Source organism: Herbihabitans rhizosphaerae, from assembly GCF_004216555.1.
GTDB classification, from domain to species: domain Bacteria; phylum Actinomycetota; class Actinomycetes; order Mycobacteriales; family Pseudonocardiaceae; genus Herbihabitans; species Herbihabitans rhizosphaerae.
Genome location: NZ_SGWQ01000001.1, coordinates 423188 through 444901, shown reverse-complemented (window position 1 = coordinate 444901; position 21714 = coordinate 423188). Strand labels below are relative to the sequence as shown.

The 21714-nt window shown below is 72.0% G+C and carries 22 protein-coding genes; 14 read left to right on the top strand and 8 right to left on the bottom strand.

All coding sequences use genetic code 11. The features are described 5' to 3' along the window. Positions 1-68: 68 nt before the first annotated feature. The gene (locus tag EV193_RS02325) at positions 69-3050 is read right to left on the bottom strand and encodes an AfsR/SARP family transcriptional regulator (RefSeq protein WP_130342257.1); all 2982 of its coding nucleotides are present in this window, start codon (positions 3048-3050) and stop codon (positions 69-71) included. Positions 3051-3110: 60 nt separating this feature from the next. Between EV193_RS02325 and EV193_RS02320 the strand changes: the two genes are divergently transcribed. From EV193_RS02320 to EV193_RS02275, 10 genes are all read left to right on the top strand, one after another. After that, positions 3111-4073, top strand: coding sequence for a Ppx/GppA family phosphatase (locus tag EV193_RS02320; protein ID WP_130342256.1), 963 nt, complete (start codon positions 3111-3113; stop codon positions 4071-4073). A 66-nt stretch (positions 4074-4139) separates the two neighbouring features. Next, the gene (locus EV193_RS02315; RefSeq protein WP_130342255.1) at positions 4140-5540 is read left to right on the top strand and encodes a hypothetical protein; all 1401 of its coding nucleotides are present in this window, start codon (positions 4140-4142) and stop codon (positions 5538-5540) included. Then, positions 5540-6343 carry a sugar phosphate isomerase/epimerase family protein gene (locus EV193_RS02310; protein ID WP_130342859.1) on the top strand — a complete coding sequence of 268 codons (804 nt, stop codon included), beginning with the start codon at positions 5540-5542 and terminating at the stop codon, positions 6341-6343. The genes EV193_RS02315 and EV193_RS02310 overlap by 1 nt, the downstream gene beginning before the upstream one ends. Positions 6344-6383: 40 nt before the next feature. Then, on the top strand, positions 6384-7310 hold the full coding sequence (locus EV193_RS02305) for a proline dehydrogenase family protein (protein ID WP_130342254.1): 927 nt from the start codon (positions 6384-6386) through the stop codon (positions 7308-7310). Next, positions 7307-8131, top strand: a complete 825-nt coding sequence (locus tag EV193_RS02300; protein ID WP_130342253.1) for a thioesterase family protein — start codon at positions 7307-7309, stop codon at positions 8129-8131. The genes EV193_RS02305 and EV193_RS02300 overlap by 4 nt, the downstream gene beginning before the upstream one ends. Positions 8132-8303: 172 nt before the next feature. Then, the gene (gene proC, locus EV193_RS02295; protein ID WP_130342252.1) at positions 8304-9113 is read left to right on the top strand and encodes a pyrroline-5-carboxylate reductase; all 810 of its coding nucleotides are present in this window, start codon (positions 8304-8306) and stop codon (positions 9111-9113) included. Between the two features lie 489 nt (positions 9114-9602). Continuing rightward, positions 9603-9830: a helix-turn-helix domain-containing protein gene (locus tag EV193_RS02290; RefSeq protein WP_130342858.1), complete on the top strand. Its 228-nt coding sequence runs from the start codon at positions 9603-9605 to the stop codon at positions 9828-9830. A 130-nt stretch (positions 9831-9960) separates the two neighbouring features. Beyond that, the gene (locus EV193_RS02285; protein ID WP_010241351.1) at positions 9961-10062 is read left to right on the top strand and encodes a 30S ribosomal protein bS22; all 102 of its coding nucleotides are present in this window, start codon (positions 9961-9963) and stop codon (positions 10060-10062) included. 227 nt (positions 10063-10289) lie between these two features. Beyond that, positions 10290-11324 carry an NAD-dependent epimerase/dehydratase family protein gene (locus EV193_RS02280; protein WP_130342251.1) on the top strand — a complete coding sequence of 345 codons (1035 nt, stop codon included), beginning with the start codon at positions 10290-10292 and terminating at the stop codon, positions 11322-11324. Positions 11325-11372: 48 nt separating this feature from the next. Continuing rightward, positions 11373-12353 (top strand): lysophospholipid acyltransferase family protein, encoded by a 981-nt coding sequence (locus EV193_RS02275; RefSeq protein ID WP_130342857.1) that lies wholly within the window; start codon positions 11373-11375, stop codon positions 12351-12353. Between the two features lie 34 nt (positions 12354-12387). On the opposite strand, the gene EV193_RS02270 is transcribed toward EV193_RS02275, so the two are convergent. Then, positions 12388-13758 carry an MFS transporter gene (locus EV193_RS02270; protein ID WP_242613090.1) on the bottom strand — a complete coding sequence of 457 codons (1371 nt, stop codon included), beginning with the start codon at positions 13756-13758 and terminating at the stop codon, positions 12388-12390. A 51-nt stretch (positions 13759-13809) separates the two neighbouring features. Here EV193_RS02270 and EV193_RS02265 point away from each other — a divergent pair, with 51 nt between their 5' ends. Beyond that, entirely contained in the window at positions 13810-14409 is a 600-nt protein-coding gene (locus tag EV193_RS02265) for a TetR/AcrR family transcriptional regulator (RefSeq protein WP_130342249.1), read from the top strand. A 6-nt stretch (positions 14410-14415) separates the two neighbouring features. Here the strand turns inward: EV193_RS02265 and EV193_RS02260 are convergent, their stop codons facing one another. Further along, positions 14416-14982: a TetR/AcrR family transcriptional regulator gene (locus tag EV193_RS02260; protein WP_130342248.1), complete on the bottom strand. Its 567-nt coding sequence runs from the start codon at positions 14980-14982 to the stop codon at positions 14416-14418. A gap of 94 nt (positions 14983-15076) precedes the next feature. On the opposite strand from EV193_RS02260, the gene EV193_RS02255 reads away from it, so the two are divergent. Further along, positions 15077-15487 (top strand): hypothetical protein, encoded by a 411-nt coding sequence (locus tag EV193_RS02255; RefSeq protein ID WP_130342247.1) that lies wholly within the window; start codon positions 15077-15079, stop codon positions 15485-15487. Positions 15488-15609: 122 nt separating this feature from the next. Here the strand turns inward: EV193_RS02255 and EV193_RS02250 are convergent, their stop codons facing one another. The 3 genes from EV193_RS02250 to EV193_RS02240 all read right to left on the bottom strand — a co-directional run bounded on the left by EV193_RS02250 (position 15610) and on the right by EV193_RS02240 (position 18620). After that, complete coding sequence (locus EV193_RS02250) at positions 15610-16560, bottom strand: HAD family hydrolase (protein WP_130342856.1); 951 nt, start codon at positions 16558-16560, stop codon at positions 15610-15612. 75 nt (positions 16561-16635) lie between these two features. Next, the gene (locus tag EV193_RS02245) at positions 16636-17808 is read right to left on the bottom strand and encodes a DUF5667 domain-containing protein (RefSeq protein WP_130342246.1); all 1173 of its coding nucleotides are present in this window, start codon (positions 17806-17808) and stop codon (positions 16636-16638) included. A gap of 176 nt (positions 17809-17984) precedes the next feature. Next, positions 17985-18620, bottom strand: coding sequence for a sigma-70 family RNA polymerase sigma factor (locus tag EV193_RS02240; RefSeq protein WP_130342245.1), 636 nt, complete (start codon positions 18618-18620; stop codon positions 17985-17987). 312 nt (positions 18621-18932) lie between these two features. On the opposite strand from EV193_RS02240, the gene EV193_RS02235 reads away from it, so the two are divergent. Beyond that, positions 18933-20429, top strand: a complete 1497-nt coding sequence (locus EV193_RS02235; RefSeq protein WP_130342244.1) for an AMP-binding protein — start codon at positions 18933-18935, stop codon at positions 20427-20429. Then, complete coding sequence (locus EV193_RS02230) at positions 20426-20677, top strand: glutaredoxin family protein (RefSeq protein ID WP_130342243.1); 252 nt, start codon at positions 20426-20428, stop codon at positions 20675-20677. Before EV193_RS02235 ends, EV193_RS02230 begins: the two co-directional genes overlap by 4 nt. Before the next feature lie 172 nt (positions 20678-20849). Here EV193_RS02230 and EV193_RS02225 read toward each other — a convergent pair whose 3' ends face one another. Both EV193_RS02225 and EV193_RS33045 read right to left on the bottom strand, forming a co-directional pair. Beyond that, positions 20850-21299: a hypothetical protein gene (locus EV193_RS02225; RefSeq protein WP_130342242.1), complete on the bottom strand. Its 450-nt coding sequence runs from the start codon at positions 21297-21299 to the stop codon at positions 20850-20852. Positions 21300-21438: 139 nt separating this feature from the next. Further along, positions 21439-21606, bottom strand: coding sequence for a hypothetical protein (locus EV193_RS33045; RefSeq protein ID WP_165401182.1), 168 nt, complete (start codon positions 21604-21606; stop codon positions 21439-21441). Positions 21607-21714 lie beyond the last annotated feature (108 nt).

Here is a 21714-nt window from a genome sequence, read left to right as displayed (position 1 = left end):
CACGGCGCGGGACTCGCGGGTGCACAGCGCGGGACTCGCCGGTGCAGGGCGCGGGACTCGCGGGTTGGCTAGGCGGTGTCACGAGTGGAGTGGGTGCCCGGGCGGGTGAGGAACGGCGGCACGCGCAGGCATGACTCGTCCAGGTCGAGGTCGGCCAGGATCGCCCGGTACTCGTCGCGGCACTCAGCGGCGGCCATCGTGCGGCCCGTCATGATGTGCAGGCACTCCAGCCGGGCCAGCATCGCCGCCACGTCGATCACCGAGCCCATCCGGTCCCACGCCTCCAGCGCGCCGTAGGCCGCCTCCGTGGCGTCCCGCCACCGGCGCTGCACCGCCGCGAGATCAGCCCTGGCGCGCAGTACCTCGGCGGTTCCGTCCCGGTTGCCGAGCCGGCAGTGCGTACGCGCCGCCCTGGTGAGCCGCTCGGCCGCACGCTCCAGCCGGCCGGCCCGGATGTCCACGTCCGCGAGCGCCAGCTCCACGTAGGCGACACCGACGTCGTTGCCCACCTCGGTATTTGCCCGAAGCGCCGCGCCGAGCACCGCCTCCGCCTCGGCCGGCCGTCCGCGGTCGATCAGCGCGAGCCCCAGGCTGTGCCGCACGCCGGGGTGCGCGGCAGCGTAGCCGTCGGCCTCCTCCAGCAGCGGGATCGCCCGCTCCGGACGGCCGGCCCGGCGATGCGTGTTCGCCAGCCCGCGCAGCGCGTCGGCGACCAGGCCGCCCGCGTCGTCGTGCCCGCGCCCGGTCGCCACCGCCCGGTCCAACAACTCGCGCGCCCGCGCGAACCGCCCGACCGCGCGCGCCGCCCGGCCCGCGTGGGTGAGCGCCCGCACCAGCAGCCGCCAGTCGTCCTGCCGGTTCGCCGCGGCCAGCTCCTCCTCGGCGATCGCGCCGATCTCGGTGATCCGGTCGGTGCGCACGTACGCCTCGTACAGCTCGCCGAGCAGCAGCGCCAGCAACTCGTGCTCGCCGGTCCCGCGCAGGTGGCCGAGCACCCGCCGCAACACCCGCACCCAGTCGTCGTCGTGCGCGCGCAGCGCCAGGAACGCCGACATCCGCAGCGCCAGCCGACCGCCGGTGACCGGCTCGCCGGCGACGCAGGCCTGCCCGACCGTCGCGGCCAGCCCCACCCGCTCGGCCTCGAACCAGTCCAGCGGCCGGGTCCGCACGAGCTTGTCGGCCCCGCGCGGCGGCACCGCGTCCGACGCCGTGTCGGGCGGGCCGCCGGGCACCAGCCGGTCCGCCACGGTCGCCAGGCTCAGCCAGCCGGTGCACAGCCGGGACAGCGCCGCGGCCCGCTCGCCCGCCGGCTCCTCGGCCAGCGCGCGCTCCACGGCGTACTCGCGGACCAGATCGTGCATCCGGAACCGGGGCTGCCCGACGGAGTCCGGCCCGAGCGGCTCCACCAGGTGCACGTCGACCAGCGCGTCCAGGGCCACCCGCCCGCGCCGGCCGTCCAGCAGCGTGTCGGCCACCCACGCCGGCCAGTCCGGCGCGGCGACCATGCCCAGCCGCCGGAACACCGCACGCGCCTCGCCGTCCAGCGCGCGGTAGCTCAGCGAGATCGTGGCGCGCACGTCCAGGTCGCCGACGGCCAGCTCGTCGAGCCGCCCGTGTTCCTCCGACAGCGACTCCAGCAGCCCGTCGACCGTCCACCGGGGGTGCACCGCCAGCCGGGCCGCCGCGATCGACACCGCCAGCGGCAGCCGCCCGCACAGCCCCAGGATCCGCTCCACCGCGGCCGGCTCGAGTTCGGCGCCCACCACGGCGGCGAACAGCGACCGCGCCTCGTCCGGCGCGAGTACCGGAATCGTCCAGCGCGCCGCCCCCATCAGGGCGGCCAGCCGGCGCCGGGAAGTCACCAGCGCGGCCGACGCGCCGCCGGCCGGCAGCAGCGGTCGCACCTGCTCCTCGCTCGCCGCGTCGTCCAGCACCACCAGGCAACGGCTGTCGGCGAGCTGGCTGCGGTACAGCGCGATCCGCTCGTCGCGGTCCTCCGGCACGGCGGCACCCGCCACCCCGAGCGCGCGCAGGAACCGGCCGGCCACCACGTACGGGTCGCACGGCTGCTCGTGGCTGCCGCGCAGGTCGGCGTAGAGCTGCCCGCGCGGGAACCGGTCGGCCAGCGCGTCCGCGACCGCCACCGCGAGCGTCGTCTTGCCGACCCCGCCCTGGCCGACCAGCGCAGCCACCGGCGGCGTGCCGGGGGCCTGCAGCGCGGTGGTGATCTCGTCAAGGAGCGTGTCCCGGCCGGTCATGGTGGCGGTCACGGGTGGGAGCTGGCGCGGGATCGGCGGCGGGGCCTTGCGTGCCGGCAGCCCCTCGCCATGCAGGATCCGCAGCGCCAGCTCGCGCAACTGCCGGCCCGGCTCGACGCCGAGATCTTCCTTGTACCGGCGATGGGTGCGCTGGTAGATCGCCAGCGCGTCGGCCCGCCGCCCGGCACCGACCAGGGCGAGCAGCCGCCGCTCGTGCAGCCGGTCGCGGTACGGGTGGTCCACGACCAGCGCGTCCGCCTCGCGCACCGCCTCGTGATAGCGGCCGAGCGCGAGCTGTGCGTCCAGCCGCGCCTCGGCGACGGCCAGCTTCTCCTCCTGCAGCGCCTGCCGCGCGGTCACCGCCAGCCCGTCCGGCAGATCGGCCAGCGCCGGACCCCGCCACAGCGCCAGCGCCTCGGCGAACGCCGCCGTCGCGCGCAGGTGCTCACCCGCGTCGGCCGCCCGCCGCCCGAGCGCGCCCAGCCGGCGAAACTCGTGCAGGTCCAGCCCGTGCTCGCCGAGGTCCAGCCGATAGCCGAGCGGACGGGTGCTGATCAGGTCGCCGCCCGCGCCGCGCAGCCGCCTGCGCACGCCGCTGATCAGGTTGTGCAACTGCGCCTTGGCCGAGGCCGGCGGCTCGTCCCACAGCTCGTCGATCAGGCCGCCGGCCGCGACCGTCCGACCCGCGTTGAGCAGCAGGGTGGCCAGCACGAACCGTTCGCGGGCGCTGCCCGTCGACAGCTCCCGCCCCTGGTGCCGCAGCTCGACCGGCCCGAGCACGCCGAAGTCCACGCCACTAAGACGCCCCCTCGGCGCGATCCGTTGCGGTCGATCCCAGGTACGGTCGAGCGTGTGCGACTTGGGGTGCTAGACGTCGGTTCGAACACCGTGCACCTGCTCGTGGTGGACGCCCATCGCGGCGCCCACCCGATGCCGACCCGGTCGGAGAAGACCGTGCTGCGGCTGGCCGAGCGGATCACACCGGACGGACGGCTGTCCAAGATCGGTGCCGAAGAGCTGGTGGAGACGGTTAACGCGGCGAAGCGGTCGGCCGAGGCGCTCGGCTGCGAGGAGATGATGGCGTTCGCCACGTCCGCCGTGCGCGAGGCCAACAACGCCGGCGACGTGCTCGACTTCGTGGCCGACAAGACCGGCGTCGAGTTGCGCGTGCTGTCCGGCGAGGACGAGGCGCGGTTCACCTTCCTGGCCGCGCGCCGGTGGTACGGCTGGTCGGCGGGCCGGCTGCTGGTGCTGGACATCGGCGGCGGCTCGCTGGAGATCGCCACCGGTTTCGACGAGGACCCGACGCTGGCCGTGTCGCTGCCGCTGGGCGCCGGGCGGCTCACCCGCAAGCGCTTCTCCAGCGACCCGCCGCAGCGCAAGGACATCGAGGAGACCACCGAGTGGCTGGCCGACGAGCTGGCCCCGGTGGCGAAGAAGATCCACAAGTTGGGCGAGCCGGACCGCGCGGTGGCCACCTCCAAGACGTTCCGCTCGCTGGCCCGGCTGACCGGCGCGGCGCCGTCGTCGGCCGGATCGCGGGTGCGCCGGGCGCTCACCGACACCGGATTGCGGCAGTTGCTGGCGTTCGTGTCCCGCATGTCGGCGGCGGATCTGGCCGAGTTGGAGGGCGTCAGCCCGAGCCGTGCGCACCAGCTCTTGGCCGGTGCGCTGGTGGCCCAGGCCACGATGAAGGCGCTGTCGCTGACCGAGTTGGAGATCTGTCCGTGGGCCCTGCGCGAAGGTGTGATCCTGCGCCGTTTGGACCACACCGACGGAGCAGGCCAGACTGGTACAGCTCAGAATGGTGGTTGATGTCCGGACCCGCCGTGTTCTGGTGGACACTGGACGGGTTAACCGGTGCAGGGCACGGTGGAGTTGATGAGTCGAGAGAGCGGATCGGAGCGCACCCAGCGCACCGTTGCGGAGTTGCTGGCTCAGCACGGTGGCGACTCGGCGCGTACCCCCCGTCGCCGACGCCGCCGTGCCGAGGAGGCCGGTGACACCGCGCCGCAGGCGATCATCGAGCGCATCCAGAGCGGTGACGAGCACCCGCACGCCGCCGAGCCGCGCGAGCCGGAGCCGGAGCCCGAGACAACCCGATCCGTCGATCCACCACCGCGCGCCGCCGAACCACCCCGGGTGGTCGAGCCGCCGAAGCGCCGCGAACCGCCGAGGGCCGCCCCGCCGCCTCCGCCACCGGCCGCGACGGCTCCCGCGATGGAGCCGGTCGAGCCGCCCCCGACGCGCCGAGAGCGCCGCGAACCGCCGAAGCGCACGCCGCGCAACTCGCTGGCCGGCCGTCTCGGCGGGGACCCGCCGCCGGTCGAGGAGCCGTCCACCCAGCAGTTGCCGAGGGTGCCGGCCGAGGAGCCGAGGCGGCGCAAGCCCGACGCGGAGCCGCCCGCCGGTCTGCGCGGTCGCCCCGGCCGCGGCCCCACGCTGCCGCGCCGGGTGCCCGGCACCGCGCGCCGCCCGCTCGAACCGGTCGCCGACGAGCCGGAGCCGACCACCCCGCAGCCGCCGCCACGCCCGCCGGACCGGGCACCCGACGCGCTCGGTGGTCCGGGCAAGCGCGAGCCGTTCATCGGTACCGCCGCGCCGACCAGCGACATGCCGAACTGGTTCGGCGGGATGGGTGAGGAACCCGCGGACAGCGAGGCGCCCACTCAGCACGGCCCGCCGCCGACTCGTCCAGGCGTGCCGCCCGTACAGCGCAAGTCCGCCGCCGCGGCTGCGTTCGTCAGCCGGCCGAATCCCACCGCCGGCGGCTTCGGCTCCGAACCGCCGCCCGCGCCACCCGAGCCCGCCGAGGAGACCTACGCCGACGGGTATGCCGAGGACTACACCCGCGACGACCGGTACGGCGAGGACTACCGCGACGACCAGTACTCGGAGGACTACCAGGCCCTCCCCGAGGAGTTCGCCGCCACCGACGAGGAATCGGGCTACACCGCCTACGAGCCCGAACTCGACGACGACTACGACGAGGACGCCGACGAGCAGCGGGAGACCTCGTCTCCTGGCCGCGAGTGGGCGGGTGTGGCGATGCAGGTCGGCGTCGGCCTGGTCGTCGGCGCGGCCGTCTGGCTCGGCTTCAGCTGGCTGTGGGGCGCGCTGCCGGCCGCCGCGCTCGTCGTCGCCCTGGTGGTCACCGTGGGGCTGGTCTGGGTGGTGCGGAAGATCCGCAGGGCCGACGACCTGCAGACCACGGTGCTCGCCGTCCTGGTCGGGCTGGTGGTGACGGTGTCTCCGGCCGCGTTGTTGCTACTGCACCACTGATGGTTGCGGGCATCCCGATCGGACTGTCCACCGCGTCGGTGTGGCCGCAGACCGCGTCCAGCGGGTTCAGCCTGGCCGCCGAGCTCGGCTACGACGGCGTCGAGGTGATGGTCTGGGCCGACCCGCTCAGCCAGAACGTCGGCGCGCTGCGCAGGCAGTCCCGCCGGCACAACGTGCCGATCATGGCGATCCACGCGCCCTGCCTGCTGATCACTCAGCGGATCTGGTCGCCGGACCCGGAGGTGCGGCTGCGCAAGTCGGTCGAGGCCGCGCAGGAGCTGGACGCGCGCACGGTCGTGGTGCACCCGCCGTTTCGCTGGCAGCGCCGCTACGCCGACTCGTTCGCCGACCTGGTGGCCGAGCTGGAGGAGCACTCCGGGGTGGCGGTCGCGGTGGAGAACATGTTCCCGGTGCAGCGGCTGGGCCAGACCGTCTCGGCGTTCCGCCCGTCGATCGACCCGACCGATGTGGGCCACGCCAATTACACCCTGGACCTGTCGCACACCGCCGCCGCCCGCGCCGACGCGCTGGAGCTGGCCAAGCGCATGGGCGAGGGCCTGCGGCACCTGCACCTGGCCGACGGCACCGGCCTGCCGCGCGACGAGCACTTGGTGCCGGGACGCGGCGACCAGCCGTGCGCCGAGGTGTGCGAGGCGCTGGTGCGTGACGGGTTCACCGGTCAGGTCGTGCTCGAGATCAACACGAGGCGTGCTCGAACATCGGCTGAGCGGGTTCGCGATCTCGCCGAGGCGCTGCTGTTCGCGAGGCTGCACCTCGATCAGGAAGGACATGTGGGCCGGTAGCGGGTGTTCACGCGGAAACCGCTGGTCGTACAGTCTGCGCGTGAACCCGTTGCGCTCTCTGATCCTCGCCGCCGCTGGGAACGACGCCATCCGCAAGCTCGTCGCCACCACCCCGATCAGCCGGGACGTGGTGCGGCGGTTCGTCGCGGGGGAGACCACGGCCGAGGCGATCACGGTGACCAGGACGCTGGTCGACTCCGGCCTCACCGTCACCCTCGACTACCTCGGCGAGGACACCACCGACGCCGAGCTCGCCGAGCAGACCGTGCAGGCATACCTGAAACTGCTCGACCGGCTGCACGCCGAGAACCTCGCCGAACGCGCCGAGGTGAGCGTGAAGCTGTCCGCCGTCGGGCAGCTGCTGGACGAGACGCTGGCGCTGAACAACGCCTCGCGGATCTGTGCGGCCGCCGAACAGGCCGGCACGACGGTCACCCTCGACATGGAGGACCACACCACCACCGATTCGACCCTGCGCATCCTGGACGAGCTGCGCAGGACCTGGCCGTGGACCGGCGCGGTGCTGCAGTCCTACCTGCACCGCACCCTGGACGACTGCGCGCGGCTGGCCGGGTCCGGATCGCGGGTGCGGCTGTGCAAGGGCGCCTACGCCGAGCCGGAGCAGGTGGCGTTCGCCGACAAGCACGAGATCGACGTCGGTTACGTGCGCTGCGCCAACGCGCTGCTCGCCGGTGACGGCTATCCGATGTTCGCCACGCATGATCCACGTCTCGTGGAGATCCTTTCGGAGCGGGCGAAGTGGCACGATCGTAAGCCGGGCAGCTTCGAGTTCCAGATGCTGTACGGGATCAGGCCGGACGAACAGCTGCGGCTCGCTGGGGAGGGACACACGGTGCGGGTGTACGTCCCCTATGGCGAGCAGTGGTACGGCTATCTGATGCGCCGGCTCGCCGAGCGCCCGGCCAACATGGCCTTCTTCCTCCGCGCGCTGGCAAGCCGTTCGTGAGTGCCGCACGGGAGACCGCGCCACCCTTCGGCGCCGCGCTCGCCGTCCGCGCGTTGGGGGACGGCACCTACACCGTGGAGTTACCCGGGGAGTGGACGGTCGGCGGCAAGCCGCACGGCGGGTTCCTGTCCGCGCTGCTGGCCAAGGCCGCGGTGGACGTGCGGCCCGGCGACGGCCCCCGGCCGCTGGAGCCGCTGGCGGTGAGCGCGCAGTTCCTGCGTCCGCCGGGGATCGGGCCGGCGCTGCTGCGCACCGAGGTCCGCAAGACCGGCCGGCGGGTCACCGTGGTCTCGGTGCACCTGGAGCAGCGCGGGCGCACGTGCGTGGAGGCGATGGTCACCACCGGGCACCTGCCGCGCGACCGGGCCGCCTGGACGGACCTGCCCAACCAGCCGCCAGAGCCGCCGGGCAACGCGGTGGAGCTGGCCACGCTGCCGTCGGCGAACGTGGTGCGCATCGCCACGGCGTGCGACGTGCGGCTGGACCCGCACGGCGCCGGGTTCCTGCACGGTCAGATCGGCGATCCGCTGCGGCTGCGGCTGTGGGTTCGTCCGCACGGCGAGCAGCCCGAGCCGCTGTTCGCGCTGGTCGCGGGGGACATCGCGATGCCGGTGACGTTCAACCTCGGCCGGCTGGGCTGGTCGCCGACCGTGCAGATGACCTCGCTGGTGCGCTCTCGCCCGTCGCCGGGGTGGCTGCGGGTGCAGGTGGACTGCCGGGCGGTGCACGGCATGTGGTTCGACGCGGACGCCACGGTCGTCGACTCCACCGGTCGGCTGGTCTGCCAGGCGCGCCAGCTCGCCCTCTCCACGGTGACCTGACGTACTTTAGCGGGCTTAAGTACGCACGCATGAGCCGTCCGCTGTGTCAACTACGGCATCCACAGGCCACTGAGCTGGTCAACTGAGAGTTGACGCCCGTGAAAGCGGCGATTTCCCGGGGACTTTAGCCCGCTAAAGTACGCAACCGGGCCGCCATGGCAGGCTTGGCCGCATGAGCACGATCGCGGTTCTCGGCGCCGGCAAGATCGGCGAGGCGTTGCTGTCCGGCCTGTTGCACGGCGGGCGCGCGCCGACTGACCTGCTGTTCACCGAGCGGCACCCGGAGCGGTCCGTCGAGCTGACCAAGCGCTACGGCGTGCGCGCGGTGGACGTCCCGACCGCGGCGAAGCAGGCCGACGTGCTGGTGGTCGCGGTCAAGCCGCAGGACATCGAGCCGCTGCTGGACGAACTGGCCCCGGCGATCACCAACGACACGCTCGTGGTGTCGCTGTGCGCGGGCCTGCCCACGGCGCTGTACGACCGGCGGCTGCCGGACGGCGTGCCGGTCGTGCGGGTCATGCCGAACACGCCGATGGTGGTCGGGGAGGCGATGAGCGCGATCTCCGCCGGCCGGCACGCCACGCCTGCGCACCTGTCCACGGTCGAGGAGCTGCTGTCCGTCGTGGGCCAGGTGGTCCGGGTGCCGGAGTCGCAGCAGGACGCGGTGACGGCGCTGTCCGGCTCCGGGCCGGCGTACTTCTTCTACCTGGTCGAGGCGATGATCGACGCCGGCATCCTGCTCGGCCTGCCGCGCGCGGTCGCGGAGAAGCTGATCATCCAGTCGGCGGTCGGCGCGGCGGCGATGCTCGCCGAGACCGGCGAGCACCCGGTGACCCTGCGCGAGGCGGTCACCTCGCCGGCCGGCACCACGATCATGGCGATCAGGGAGCTGGAGCGGCACGGCGTGCGGGCTGCGCTGCTGGCTGCGATCGAGGCGGCCCGGGATCGCTCCGAGGAGCTGGGCAAAGCCCACGAGGAGTAACGAGAAGTAACGGGCAGCGCCCACCTACCTGCGGCCCACCTACCCCTCGGCCCACCTACCCACCTACCGACTTCACGCAGCCGGGTGTGTTGACCGCACCGAGCGCAAACCACGCTGAGGTCGCCCTCATTGTCGAGGGCGGTCGCCCCTACGACGCCGGAGGGACAGCGGGCGAGGAACGAGCCCGCTGTCGTGGAGGTGGCGTGGCTGGACCACCAATCAACTCAGCCACCCACCTCGCGGCCCCCAACCACCCAAGCAAAACAACCACAGGCCGTCGGCGAAGCCGACTCGGCGACCTTGCCCTCGATAAAAAGGCCCGCATCCTAACGCCCTGTTAGCCCGATTCCGTGGATTTCGGCCCTGGATGCGGCTGTGGTGTCGCACGAGTCACTCCAGTCCCGCTACGCTCGGGAGTAGCACGTGCGTGTCGGTACCGCCCGGTGGGGAAGCCTGGCGGCGCGACATGTGCCGAAGGGCGCGTGGGAGATGCAGGCGAAGAAGAGCGAGACGAACAGCCCGACCACGGCGACGGTCGGCCAGGTGCAGTTCATGACCGTGGCCGAGGTGGCGAAGCTGATGCGGGTGTCCAAGATGACGGTGTACCGGCTGGTGCACTCCGGAGAGCTGCCGGCGGTGCGGGTCGGCAAGTCGTTCCGGGTGCCGGAGAAGGCCGCGCACGAGTACCTGCGCAACGCGTACTTCGACGCTGGCTGACCCCACTAGCTCGGGTGTCATCCGCCGTCAAGTACCCTGACAAGTCGTTCGTGCTCGTGTCGCGCCGCAGACCTTCGCGCGCGGCGCCACGCGAAAGCCGCATGATCATTACGAGTAGCTAGGGACACGCATGGGCTCGGTCATCAAGAAGCGTCGCAAGCGCATGTCGAAGAAGAAGCACCGCAAGCTTCTTCGCAAGACCAGGGTTCAGCGTCGCAAATTGGGCAAGTAAGCCCTCGCTCACGCTTCGCACACGCCCGCATCGATCGTCGATGCGGGCGTGTCGCTGTCTCGGTGTCCAGCATGTGAATGCAGGGTCCTATGTCCCGCCGCCAATCGGGTGATTGTCCAAACAACCCGTGTGACCTGCGTTAATACAATGTTTCTCCCCCTGTTCTTGGACGCCGGGACCGGTAGCCTTGGGCTCCTCAGCGCCAACCCCCACGCAGGATGTGTCGTATGACGCCCTCAGTCGTTCTGGTGACCGGTGTCGGTGGATACCTGGGCGGCAACCTCGCCGCCCGGCTCGCCCGAGATCCGAACGTCGAACGCGTGCTCGGCGTGGACACCGCGCCGCCGCCGAAGGACCTGCTGCGCCGGATGGGGCGCGCCGAGTTCGTGCGGGCCGACATCCGCAACCCGCTGATCGCCAAGGTGATCAGCTCGGCCAAGGTGGACACGGTGGTGCACGCGTCGACCACCGCGCACCCGGCCGGCCCGGCGCGCCGCACGTTGCTCAAAGAGATGAACGTGATCGGCACGATGCAGTTGCTGGCCGCGTGCCAGCGCTCGCCGCAGGTGCGCAAGCTCGTGGTCAAGTCCACGGCGGCGGTGTACGGCTCCAGCGCGCGGGCGCCCGCGGTGTTCACCGAGGACGGCGATCTGCGGCAGGAGAACGGGCACGGGTACGCGCGGGACGCGGTGGAGATCGAGGGCTACGTGCGCGGCTTCGCGCGGCGGCGGCCCGACGTGACCGTGTCCACGCTGCGCCTGACCAACCTCATCGGCCCGCACGTGGACACGGTGCTGACCAGGTATTTCGCGCTTCCGGCCGCGCCGACGGTGCTCGGCTACGACGCGCGGATCCAACTGCTGCACTCCGAGGACGCGCTGGCGATCATGGAGCGCGCGACGGTCGAGGACCTGCCGGGGGTGTTCAACGCCGGCGGTGACGGCGTGATCACCGTGTCGCAGGCGCTTCGGCGGGCGGGACGGCTTCCGGTGCCGTTCCCGAAGATGGCGATCCCCGCGGCGGCGGGGCTTTTCCGGGGAGCCAGGCTGGTCGATTTCTCACCCGACCAGATGCGGTTCCTCAATTACGGGCGGGTGGTGGACACCACGCGGCTGAAGACGAGTTTCGGCTTCACGCCGCGCTGGACGACCCGCTCGGCATTCGACGACTACGTGGCGGGGCGGGGCCTGCGACCGGTGGTCGACGGCGCGTGGCTGGCCGGTGTCGAGCGCAGGGTGCTCGATTCCGGGGCGCGCGGCTGAGAAACGGTGGTGCGGACGATTTCGACTTGGTGGCGGTAAAGCATGGCAATGCAAGAGGCACAGGTAATCCCGCTGCGTGCGGCGCGCCGACCGATCCCGGCCCAGGTGCGCCCGGACGAACACATCGCGGAGCCGACCCCGCTCCGCCCCGACGTTCCACCGTCCCAAGTGGACGGTCTGTCCCAGAGGCTGGCCGGCGCGGTCGGGTTCCTGCGCCGCCGGATCGCCGGCGACTACACGGTCGACGAGTTCGGTTTCGACCAGGACCTGACCGACGCGGTGCTCTATCCCGCACTGCGGCTGATGTACGAGCGGTGGTTCCGCGTCGAGGTGTCGGGTGTCGAGCACCTGCCGGCCGACGGTGCCGCGCTGGTGGTGTCCAACCACTCCGGCACGGTGCCGATCGACGCGCTGATGACCGCGATCGCGGTGCACGACAACCACCCCACGCAGCGACACCTGCGGATGCTCGGCGCGGATCTGGTGTTCCAGCTCCCGCTGATCGGCGAGCTGGCGCGCAAGAGCGGGCAGACCCTGGCGTGCAACCCGGACGCCGAGCGGCTGCTGTCCTCCGGCGAGCTGGTCGGCGTGTGGCCGGAGGGCTTCAAGGGCATCGGCAAGCCGTTCCGGGACCGGTACAAGCTGCAGCGCTTCGGGCGTGGCGGGTTCGTGTCGGCGGCGCTGCGCACCGGCGCGCCGATCGTGCCGTGCTCGGTGGTCGGCGCGGAGGAGATCTACCCGAAGCTCGCGGATCTCAAGCCGCTCGCGCGGTTGCTCGGGCTGCCGTACTTCCCGGTGACGCCACTGTTCCCGCTGCTCGGCCCGCTCGGCGCGATCCCGCTGCCGTCCAAGTGGCACATCGAGTTCGGCGAGCCGATCTCCACCGAGGGCCTCGCGCCGCTGGCGGAGGAGGACCCGATGCTGGTGTTCAACCTGACCGACCAGGTGCGGGAGAACATCCAGCAGTCGCTCTACCGCCTACTCGCCAAGCGCGGCAGCTCGTTCCGCCTCCCCGGAATTTCCCAGTAATGGGTGCCTTCCAGCGCATGGCGCGATGACGTCGTTACCGTGGCCGGGTTGCATCTCGTTCCCCTAAGGTGCGGCTGCTTGGCACGTCAGCTCTGGTGTGCACTGTGGACGGAAGTGCGGTGGCGACGACGGCCGTGCCGGCGAGTAGGGCCGCCATGATCAGGAACGCGGTGGTGTAGCTCGTCCCGCAGACGGCGATGAGGCCGGCGAGCCCCAGTGCGCCGCCGACCTGCTTGGTCGTGTTCATCAGGCCGGACGCGGCACCGGCGTCGGCGCGATCGACGCCGGCCGTGGCGGTCGCCGTGATCGGAGCGTTCAGCAGCCCGAGGCCGACGGCGAGCACGAGGACCGGCCCGAGGACGCCGGAGGCGTAGCCGTCCTGCGGCGTGACGGCCGACTGCCAGACGAATCCCGCGCACCCGGCAACGGCACCGGCGATGATCAACAGTCGGGAGTCGGCGCGCCGCATCAGCCACGGCGTGACCCGGGCGCCGACCACGGCGGACACGGCGGCGAGCGGGAGGAAGCCGAGTCCGGCCCGCAGCGGCCCGTAGTGCAGCACCTCCTGCAGGTAGAGCGTGAGGAAGTACCACATCGGGTTGAGGCACGCGCCGGTCAGGAACATCACGACGTTGCCGAGTGACACCGTGCGCGACCGCAGCAGCCGGGACGGGATCAGCGGTGCCCGCGCGAACCGGTTCTCGTAGACCGCGAACGCGGCGAGTGCGCCCACGCCCGCGATCAGGAGTGGTGTCGCCCACCCGTGCGTCCCGATCGTGGACACACCGTAGGTCGTCGCGGCCAGTCCGGCCGTCGCGAGCGCGGCGCCCGGCAGGTCCAGGTGCCGCCGGCGTTCGGTGCGCTCGTCGTCGGGCAGTACACGGGTGGCGGCGATCAGGCCGGCGATGCCGAGCGGCACGTTGACCAGCAGGATCCAGCGCCAGCTGAGGTAGTCGGTGAGCAGGCCGCCGACCACGCTGCCGGACGCGCCGGCCACCATCGCGACCGCCGCCCAGACGGCCAGCATCCTGGTGCGGCGCGGCCCTTCCTGGTGCGTCGCCGTGAGCAGGGTGAGTGTGGCCGGCGCGAGGGCGGCCGCGCCGAGTCCCTGTGCCGCGCGGGCCACGACGAGCACGGTGTCCGTGCCGGCCAGCCCGCCGGCGAGGCTGGCCGCGGTGAACAGCGCGAGCCCGGTGCGGAAGACCCGCTTGCGCCCGAACAGATCCGCGGCGCGCCCGCCGGCCAGCAGGAATCCGGCGAAGGTCAGCACGTAGGCGTTGACCACCCAGTGCAGCCCGCCGTCGGTGAAGCCGAGCGAGGCGCGCATCGACGGCAGCGCGACGTTCACCGCCGACACGTCGAGCACCACCATGAACTGCGCGGCGCAGGCGATGAACAGCAGCACGACGTTATGATACATCCATATCAGATACGCTTGTATCACGAAGGAGGTCAGGTGCCCAAGACGGTGGATCACGAGCAGCGCCGGGCGCTGATCGCCGACGCGCTGGTCCGGCTCGCCGCCCGGGAGGGGCTGCACGCGGTGACGATGCGCGCGGTGGCCGACGAGGCCGGAGTCTCGCTGCGGCTCGTGCAGTACTACTTCCACAGCAAGGCGGAGCTGCTGCGGGGAGCGCTCGCGCACCTGGAGCGGCAGAGCGTGCTGCGCTGGGAGGCGCGCCTGGCCCGGCTGCCCGGCCCGGTGTCCGCGCGGGCCTTCGTCGAGGCGTTCCTGGCCGAGGCGCTGCCGTCCGACGAGGCGAGCCGGGCGTTCCACCTGGTCGGAGCGTCCTACGCGGTACTCGCCATGACCGAACCCGATCTCGTGGCCGGGCTCTCCGGGATCACCGGCCTGGAGAAGCGGCTCGCCGGCGTGCTACGCCAGGCACGGACCGACGGCGAACTGGCCGTGGGGCTCGACCCGACGATCGAAGCCGCGCGGCTCGTGGCCCTCTGCCACGGCATCGGCACCACCGTCCTCATCGGACAGCGCGGCATCCGGCCAGCGCGCAAGATTCTGCGCCACCACGTCGACCAGTTGTTCGGAACGCGGTAGGTGCGGTCAGCTCCGCGGTGTGGGCTCCCGGGCCGGGAGGCCGCGCAGGAGTACGTCCAGGAACAGGTCGAATCGCGGCGCTTCTGGCCCGAGGTCATGGCCGGCCTGTTGGGCGCCGAGCCATTGCACGACTCCCAGGCCGAAGGCGAGCCAGCTCTGCTGAGCCATCTGTGGCGAGGCGCCGGTCAGGGTGAAGGCGTGGACGACCTTGTCGTGCAGGCGTGCGAAGGAGGCCGGGTTGTGCCGGTGCGGCGCGGCGACGTGCGCGGCATAACCGGGCACGGCGAGGAACTCGTCGTGCATTTTCCAAGCCAGGTCGGCCAGCCACTCGCGCCAGGTCTCCGGTGTCGGCTCCGTGGTGGGCAGGATCCGCTCGACCATGACCTCGCTGATCAGGTCGAACAACCCGTCACGGTCGGCGACCCATCGATAGAGCGCCGAGTGTGAGACGCCCAGTCGGGCGGCGAGATCGCGCATCGTCACGGTGCGCAGGTCGGACTCGAGCGCCGCGGCCACGATCGCGTCACGGCTCAGCTTGGCCGGCCGGCCCAACGGGCGAGCACTCCTTGGCATAGCACCGAATCCTAGGTGAGCCAGACTTAGTGACCAATGGTCATAAATAGGTTAGGCTCCCCTAAAGATGTCCGAGGACCTCAAGGAGGAACCAGTGCGCGAAGCCACCCCGACACCGCGGGAGCCGTTGGTGCGCATCGCCGCCGCCGACCTCACACCCACGGAGGCCGCCCGCGTCGTCAACGACGTGCTCACCGAGGCGAGCGGCCGTCACGCACGATTCGCCGCCGTGATCCAGATGCCCTCCACCGCCGACCAGCCGGCCGAACGGCGCAGAGTGATCGGTGGTGTCGGGGAGCGGATACGGATGCTCAAGCAGCTCCGCCCCCGGCTGAAGGAGACCTGTCGCGGCCTGGCGTTTGTGGTCTCCGCCGAGGCGAAGTCCGCGAATTCCAAGGCGATCAAAGCCGGGCCCACGATGTGGGGTTGCCCGACCTTCGCCACCGACGACGTGGCCGTCGCGACCGCGTGGGCCGAGGCCCGGCTCGCCGGCGGTGACGCCTGATGTGGGTCATCGCCACACTCGCGGCGGCCGTGACCGTCCTCGTCCGCAAGCTCCGTCGTCGCGAACGCGGGGACGGGCGCTCTCCGGACTGTCCACAGTAGACTGTCTACAGTGGACAGTACTCACGCTTCGCGTTTGCGGAAGGCGATGCCGGCGGCGACGGCTCCGGCGACCGCACCCGCGCCGAGCACCGACGGCACGCCGATCTTGGCGGCCTTGCGCCCGGTGCGGAAGTCGCGGATCTCCCAGTCGCGCTTGCGGGCCACCTCGCGCAGTCCACCGTCCGGGTTCACCGCCACCGCGGTGCCCACCACCGACAGCATCGGCACGTCGTTGACCGAGTCCGAGTACGCCGTGCACCGCCGCAGGTCCAGGCCCTCGCGCACGGCCAGCGCGCGCACCGCGTGCGCCTTCGCCCTGCCGTGCAGCATGTCGCCGACCAGCCGCCCGGTGTAGGAGCCGTCCTCGCTCTCCAGCACGGTGCCCAGCGCGCCGGTCAGCCCGAGCCGGCGCGCGATGATCGAGGCGAGCTCCACCGGCGTCGCGGTGACCAGCCACACCCGCTGCCCGGCGTCCAGGTGCATCTGCGCGAGCGCCCGCGTGCCGGCCCAGATCTTGTCGGCCATCAGCTCGTCGTAGATCTCCTCGCCGAGCGTGACCAGCTTGTCCACACTGTGCCCGGCCACGAACGACAGGCCCTGCTCGCGGCTGTTCTTGATGCCGTCCTTGGTCTCCTTGCCGCCGACCCGGAAGATGATCTGCTGCAGGGCGAACTTGGCCAGATCGGCGTTGGAGAAGAACTTCCTGGCCGCCAGCCCGCGGGCCAGGTGGAAGATCGACGCGCCCATCATCATCGTGTTGTCGACGTCGAAGAACGCGGCCGCGGTCAGGTCGGTGGGTGGCGGCGGGCGCGGCTCGTCGTGCTCGCCCGACAGCTCGTCCTCGGCCGCCGTCTCCAGCGCGACCGCGGCCTCGGCCGACGCCTCACCCGCGAGCGCGGCGAGGCGTTCGAGCTCGCGGCCCTTTCCACTGCCACGTCGTCGCGACACCGCGGCGCCTCCCGGTGCATGCATCGTCATCCCGCCTCCACCACAGTAGCGAGCATCTCCGACGCGCCGCGCACGGAACACGTCGAAACCACAGTGTCGCTAGCCGATCGTGATGGCGGGCAAGCCGGGAAGCGGTGGAGGCACGGTCAACTGGGGCAGAGGGAGGGGCACGTTAAGGGTCGGCGGCCGGCCGGGCGCCGTCGGCCCAGGCCCCGGCACCGGCCAGGGCTGGGGCAGGCCGGGGGCCGGGGTCATCGCGCCCGGCGGCGGTACGGGCACCGGCGGGAGCGGCCGCGTCGGTACCGGACCGCCCGGTGGCAGCGGCACGCCGGGCACGCCGGACGGGGTGTGCTGGCCGGTGGTCCCCGACGGGCGCTGGCGACCGGCCGGCGGGTTCACCGTGGTCGCGCTGGCCCGGGTGTGGCAGACGCCGGACGCGGGCAGCGCCCCGACGTCGTCGGCTGCGCCGGAGGTGATCTCGTAGCAGTGCGACCGGCCGAGCAGGGTGTCCGCGCGCTCGGTGATCCGGCCGAGCAGCGTCGACGTGCCGCCGAGCCGGTCCCGCGCGGCTCGCGGCAGCTTCGCGTCGACCGCGCCGAGTCGGTTGCTTTGCTGTACCGACCAGGTCCGCAGCGCCTCGAGTAGTCGCGGGTCGCTGCGCGTGCCGAGATCGACCAGCTGCCGCGCGCCGGCGCCGGCGTCGGTGTCCAGGTCGGTCAGCGCGGTCAGGTACCCGCCGACCGGGGCGTCCGCGGCGGCCGGGTACCGCTGGGTGAGCGTCTCGATCTCGGTCACCCGCGCCGCGGCGAACTCGAGGTGCTTGAGCGCCTTGGGCTCGTCGCCGAAGGTCAGCCCGAGTGACGCGGCCTCGGCCGTGCGCTTGATCCCGTACAGCGCGTCGCCGGGCAGCGCGTCCCGGCTGAGCAGCAGGCTCATGCCGGTCAGCGAGAACAGCAGGGCCAGTGCCGCGACCGCGGCGATCGCGAACCGGCCGCGCACGCTGGAGGACGGACGGGTCGCGTCCGCGCGGCGGCGGCGCGAGTGGGTGGGCGTGTGCTGACCCAGCCCCGCGACGATGCGGGACCGCATCCGCCCGCGCTCGCCCTCGTCCGGCCCGGTCGCCGAGGAGAGCGTGCCGAGCAGGTCGGCGATCGAGCGTTCGGTGATGGTGAATTCCTCGCGCGGAGACGGAACCGGGGAACGGGAATGCCCGGCGCGAGCCGATGGCTCGTGCTGCTCGTGTGGCCCTGAGGGCGTCGGTCCCCTGTCCACCGTCCCTGCTCCGCTTGCGCCCTACCTCGCCGGTGCGGTGGCGAGGTCCAGACGTCCAGTGGGATCCGCTGGGATCTCCACCTGGTGAAACGAGCGGCCGGGGGCCCGGTTACGCGTGACCGTGTCGCGTTCGCCCTGTTCGCCCAGGGCTTGTCACATCCATGAGCGTCGTCCGCTCATCGCAACTCGATCGGCAACAGCTGTGCCAGCCGCCGAACGGCCCGGTGTTGCAGGGCTTTCACCGCGCCGTCGTTGCGGTGCATGATCGCCGCGGTCTCGGCGACCGACAGGCCCTGCAGGAACCGCAGCACGATGCACTCGCGCTGGTCGTCACCGAGTTGCTCGACGCAACTCAGCAGCGCCTCGCGGGTCACGCCGGCCATCACCTGCTGCTCCGGCCCGGCGTCGTGCCGTTCGGAGTCGTCCACCTCGGCGGTGGCCACCTCCAGCCGGAACCGGCTGGACTTGACGTGGTCGAGCACCAGGTTGCGGGCGATCGTGACGAACCAGGCGCCCACGTCGCGGCCCTGGTAGGTGACCGTGGTGATGCGGCGCAGCGCGCGCAGGAAGGTCTCGCTGGTGACGTCCTCGGCCAGCTCGCGGTCGCCGACGCGGAACAGCACGTACCGGAACACGACGTCGACGTACCGGTCGTACAGCTCCCCGAAAGCGGCGGTGTCACCCGATTGGGCGGCTCTGACCAGGTCCCAGACGTCCCCGACGACGGTGCGGTCGGCGCGCTCGTCGGTCTCCGGTCCGGCTGTGACCGGATCGGGTGACGTCGGCGCATGTGGCGGGGCGTGTCGGTTCATCGGGCAGCCGGACCTCCGGCGGTACCCGAACCCGGGTCGATCGCGTGGCTCATCGCGCCGGACCAGGGCAGGCCGGCACGACACCAGCACGACGGCGAATGCATGTCACTCTCCGTCCTCCGGGTAACCGCACCAATCACCCGGATCGGTACGCAGCATAAACGTAGTTACTGCAAAGTAGGTAGTCGCCGTGGTCAATGCACATGAGACGTCGACGTCACGTCACCGTGACGGGGGACCTTAGGGGTGACGCGTGACACACTGCCACGAGATCATGATGGGGGCCATTCGTGCACACGGAATGTGAGAGACATGCAGAACATCGCCGACCTGGTGACCGCGGCGGCTCAGCGCTCCGGCGGGCACCTCGCTCTGGTGGACGCGACCGCCGGCACGTCGTGCACCTGGGCTGAGCTGGACGCGGCCGTCGACGCCCAGGCGCGGGCGCTCATCGAGGCGGGGGTGCGCCCCGGTGACCGCGTGGTGGTGCGGCTGCCGACGTCCACCCGATTCGCCGTCGGGCTGTTCGGCGCGCTGCGGGCCGGCGCGGTCGCCGTGCCGGCCAACCCGGACACCCCGGGGCCGGAGATCGCGCACGTGCTGGCCGACAGCGGGGTGGTGGCGCTGGTCGGCGAGCCGGTCGACGGCGTGACCGTGGTGCCGCCGGCCGAACCGGGAGTCGCGGGCGAGCCGGTGACACCGACCGGCGGCGGCGAGGACCTCGCCGTGCTCGCGTACACCTCCGGCACGTCCGGCGCCCCGCGCGGCGTGATGCTGTCGCACCGCGCGCTGCTGTCCAACGTGGACCAGTGCGCGGCGCTGCGCCCGCCGCCGGTCACGCATACCGACCGGGTGCTGCTGGTGATCCCGATGTACCACTCCTACGGCCTCGGGCCCGGCCTGCTGCAGACCGCCGCGGCCGCGGCCACCGCCGTGCTGCTGGAGCGGTTCGAGCTCGAGCGGGTGCTCGCCGTGTGCGCCGAGCAGCGGATCACCACGATCGTCGGCGTGCCGGCCATGTACGCGGCACTCGCGGCGGTCGATCCGGAGCGGCTGGCCGAGTCCCTGGCCAGCGCCCGGCTGCTCACCTCGGGTGCGGCGCCGCTGCCCGAGCCGGTGTGGACCGCGATCCGCGCGGCGACCGGCCTCGGCGTGCACGAGGGGTACGGGCTGACCGAGACCGGCCCGGTGCTCACCTCCTCGCTGGCGTCCGGTTTCCCCAAGCCGGGGTCGGTCGGCGGCCCGCTGCCCGGCGTTGAGCTGCGCCTGGTGGACAACGACGGGTCGGACATCGCCGAGCCGACCGACGATGAGGACGACTTCGGGGCCGACTACGGGCGCGGTGGCACCGGCCGGGTGTCCGCGCGCGGGGCGAACCTGTTCCGCGGGTACTGGCCGGACGGCGCGCACGGGCCGGACGCCGATGGCTGGTTCACCACCGGCGACGTCGGCTACCTGGACGACGACGGCGATCTACACCTGGTGGACCGGGCCAACGATCTGATCATCGTCAACGGCTTCAACGTGTACCCGCACGAGGTGGAGCGGGCGCTGGTCGAGTTGGACGGCGTTGCGGAGGCGGCCGCCGTCGGGGTGCCGGACGAGCGCACCGGCGAGCGGGTGAAGGCCGTCGTGGTCACCCGTCCGGGGGTGTCACTGGCCGAGAGTGTGGTGATCGAGCACTGCGCGGCCCGGCTGGCCCGGTTCAAGGTGCCCGCGGTGGTGGAGTTCGCCGACGCGCTGCCGCACACGGTCACCGGCAAGGTGCAACGGGTGCGGCTGCGCGGCGTGGATACCGTGGACTCGTGAACGCGAGGGTGACGGTGCTCGGCCGCGCGGACTGCCACGCGTGCGAGGCGGCGGAGGCCGACGTGCGGCGCATCTGCGGCGAGCTAGGCGTCTCGTGGGCGACCGTGGACGTGGACGGCGATCCGGAGCTGCGCGGCGAGTACGGCGACCGCGTGCCGGTGATCCTGATCGATGGCGTGGAGCACGGCTACTGGTCTGTCGAGGAGGATCGCCTACGCGCCGCCCTCGCCGGCAGCGGGCGTACTTGACCACCCGTGAGTGTGATCGCGCCGGCACATCTGCGACGAGCGCTCACGTTTTGACAACCCTCTGACCTGGGCGTTCACCTCTGGTGTCGGACTTTAGCGGGCTAAAGTACGCGAAACATGAACGGATCGATCGCTAAGTTTCGGACACCCGCGGCGTTGTGAAGCGGTGGGGCTAGCAGCCGCGCAGGATCTTGTTGGCGGCCTGTTCGATCTTGGCCTGCTGCTCGGGTGTCGGGCGGAACGTGGCGAGCTGCTCCGGCGTGAGGCCCTTGGCCAGGTCCTTGAGGAGCGCGGCGTACTCGCGGCCGTGCCCGGCGCACGCGGCGAGCTGGCCCTGGGCCCGCTCCAGCTCGGCGATCTTGCTCTGCGCGGCGGTGAGTTTCTCGGACGCGGCGGTCTGGTCCGCCTCGGTCATGGCCAGCTCGCGTTCGGTGGCCGCGAGCTTGCCGGCCGTGGCGTCGTCCCCGCTGTTCAGCCACAGTGTGGCGAAGGTGCCGGCGGCGATCGCGAACACCACGGCGGCCACCGCCAGCAGCCGCGCCCGTCTCTTGGCCGCCTTGGACGGCGGTGCGGTGGTGAACTCCGGCGGCAGCGGGCGCACCTTCTCGTCGACCTCGGTCATGATCCTTCTCCTCCGCGATCGGGCACCCAGTGCGGCCGCGAATGTAGCGAGAAGGTCACGGTGTGGCCGATGACGCATCACACATTCGGCCTAACATGCGCCCTCTCGGACGAACAGACTCAGCCGAACGTGTGAACGTTCACAGAAGAATCGTGATCACGGCGGCCAGCAGCAGCACCAGAACCGCGGCCACCGCGATCGCTCGCCCAGACGGCCGGCGCCGGACGGGTGTGGTGGTGAACGCCTCGGGCAGCGGACGTCGCATGTCGGACGGACGCGGCGGCAGCGCCGCTGATTGCTCGGTCACGTGCACTTGGTCGTCACCGGCTACGAATTCCTTACCGATCCGCCGCGCTACTGCCGATCTGCCCGAATTCGGCGTCGAATGGGACCGTGGACAACGAACAGGCCAAGC

What these genes read in the sequence shown, in the direction of transcription:
- EV193_RS02315 (WP_130342255.1), top strand. Translation starts at nt 4,140, where the DNA reads ATGAGTCGAGAGAGCGGATCGGAGCGCACCCAGCGCACCGTTGCGGAG.
- EV193_RS02310 (WP_130342859.1), top strand. Translation starts at nt 5,540, where the DNA reads ATGGTTGCGGGCATCCCGATCGGACTGTCCACCGCGTCGGTGTGGCCG.
- proC (WP_130342252.1), top strand. Translation starts at nt 8,304, where the DNA reads ATGAGCACGATCGCGGTTCTCGGCGCCGGCAAGATCGGCGAGGCGTTG.
- EV193_RS02290 (WP_130342858.1), top strand. Translation starts at nt 9,603, where the DNA reads ATGCAGGCGAAGAAGAGCGAGACGAACAGCCCGACCACGGCGACGGTC.
- EV193_RS02285 (WP_010241351.1), top strand. Translation starts at nt 9,961, where the DNA reads ATGGGCTCGGTCATCAAGAAGCGTCGCAAGCGCATGTCGAAGAAGAAG.
- EV193_RS02280 (WP_130342251.1), top strand. Translation starts at nt 10,290, where the DNA reads ATGACGCCCTCAGTCGTTCTGGTGACCGGTGTCGGTGGATACCTGGGC.
- EV193_RS02275 (WP_130342857.1), top strand. Translation starts at nt 11,373, where the DNA reads ATGCAAGAGGCACAGGTAATCCCGCTGCGTGCGGCGCGCCGACCGATC.
- EV193_RS02260 (WP_130342248.1), bottom strand. Translation starts at nt 14,982, where the DNA reads ATGCCAAGGAGTGCTCGCCCGTTGGGCCGGCCGGCCAAGCTGAGCCGT.
- EV193_RS02250 (WP_130342856.1), bottom strand. Translation starts at nt 16,560, where the DNA reads ATGCATGCACCGGGAGGCGCCGCGGTGTCGCGACGACGTGGCAGTGGA.
- EV193_RS02240 (WP_130342245.1), bottom strand. Translation starts at nt 18,620, where the DNA reads ATGAACCGACACGCCCCGCCACATGCGCCGACGTCACCCGATCCGGTC.
- EV193_RS02235 (WP_130342244.1), top strand. Translation starts at nt 18,933, where the DNA reads ATGCAGAACATCGCCGACCTGGTGACCGCGGCGGCTCAGCGCTCCGGC.
- EV193_RS02225 (WP_130342242.1), bottom strand. Translation starts at nt 21,299, where the DNA reads ATGACCGAGGTCGACGAGAAGGTGCGCCCGCTGCCGCCGGAGTTCACC.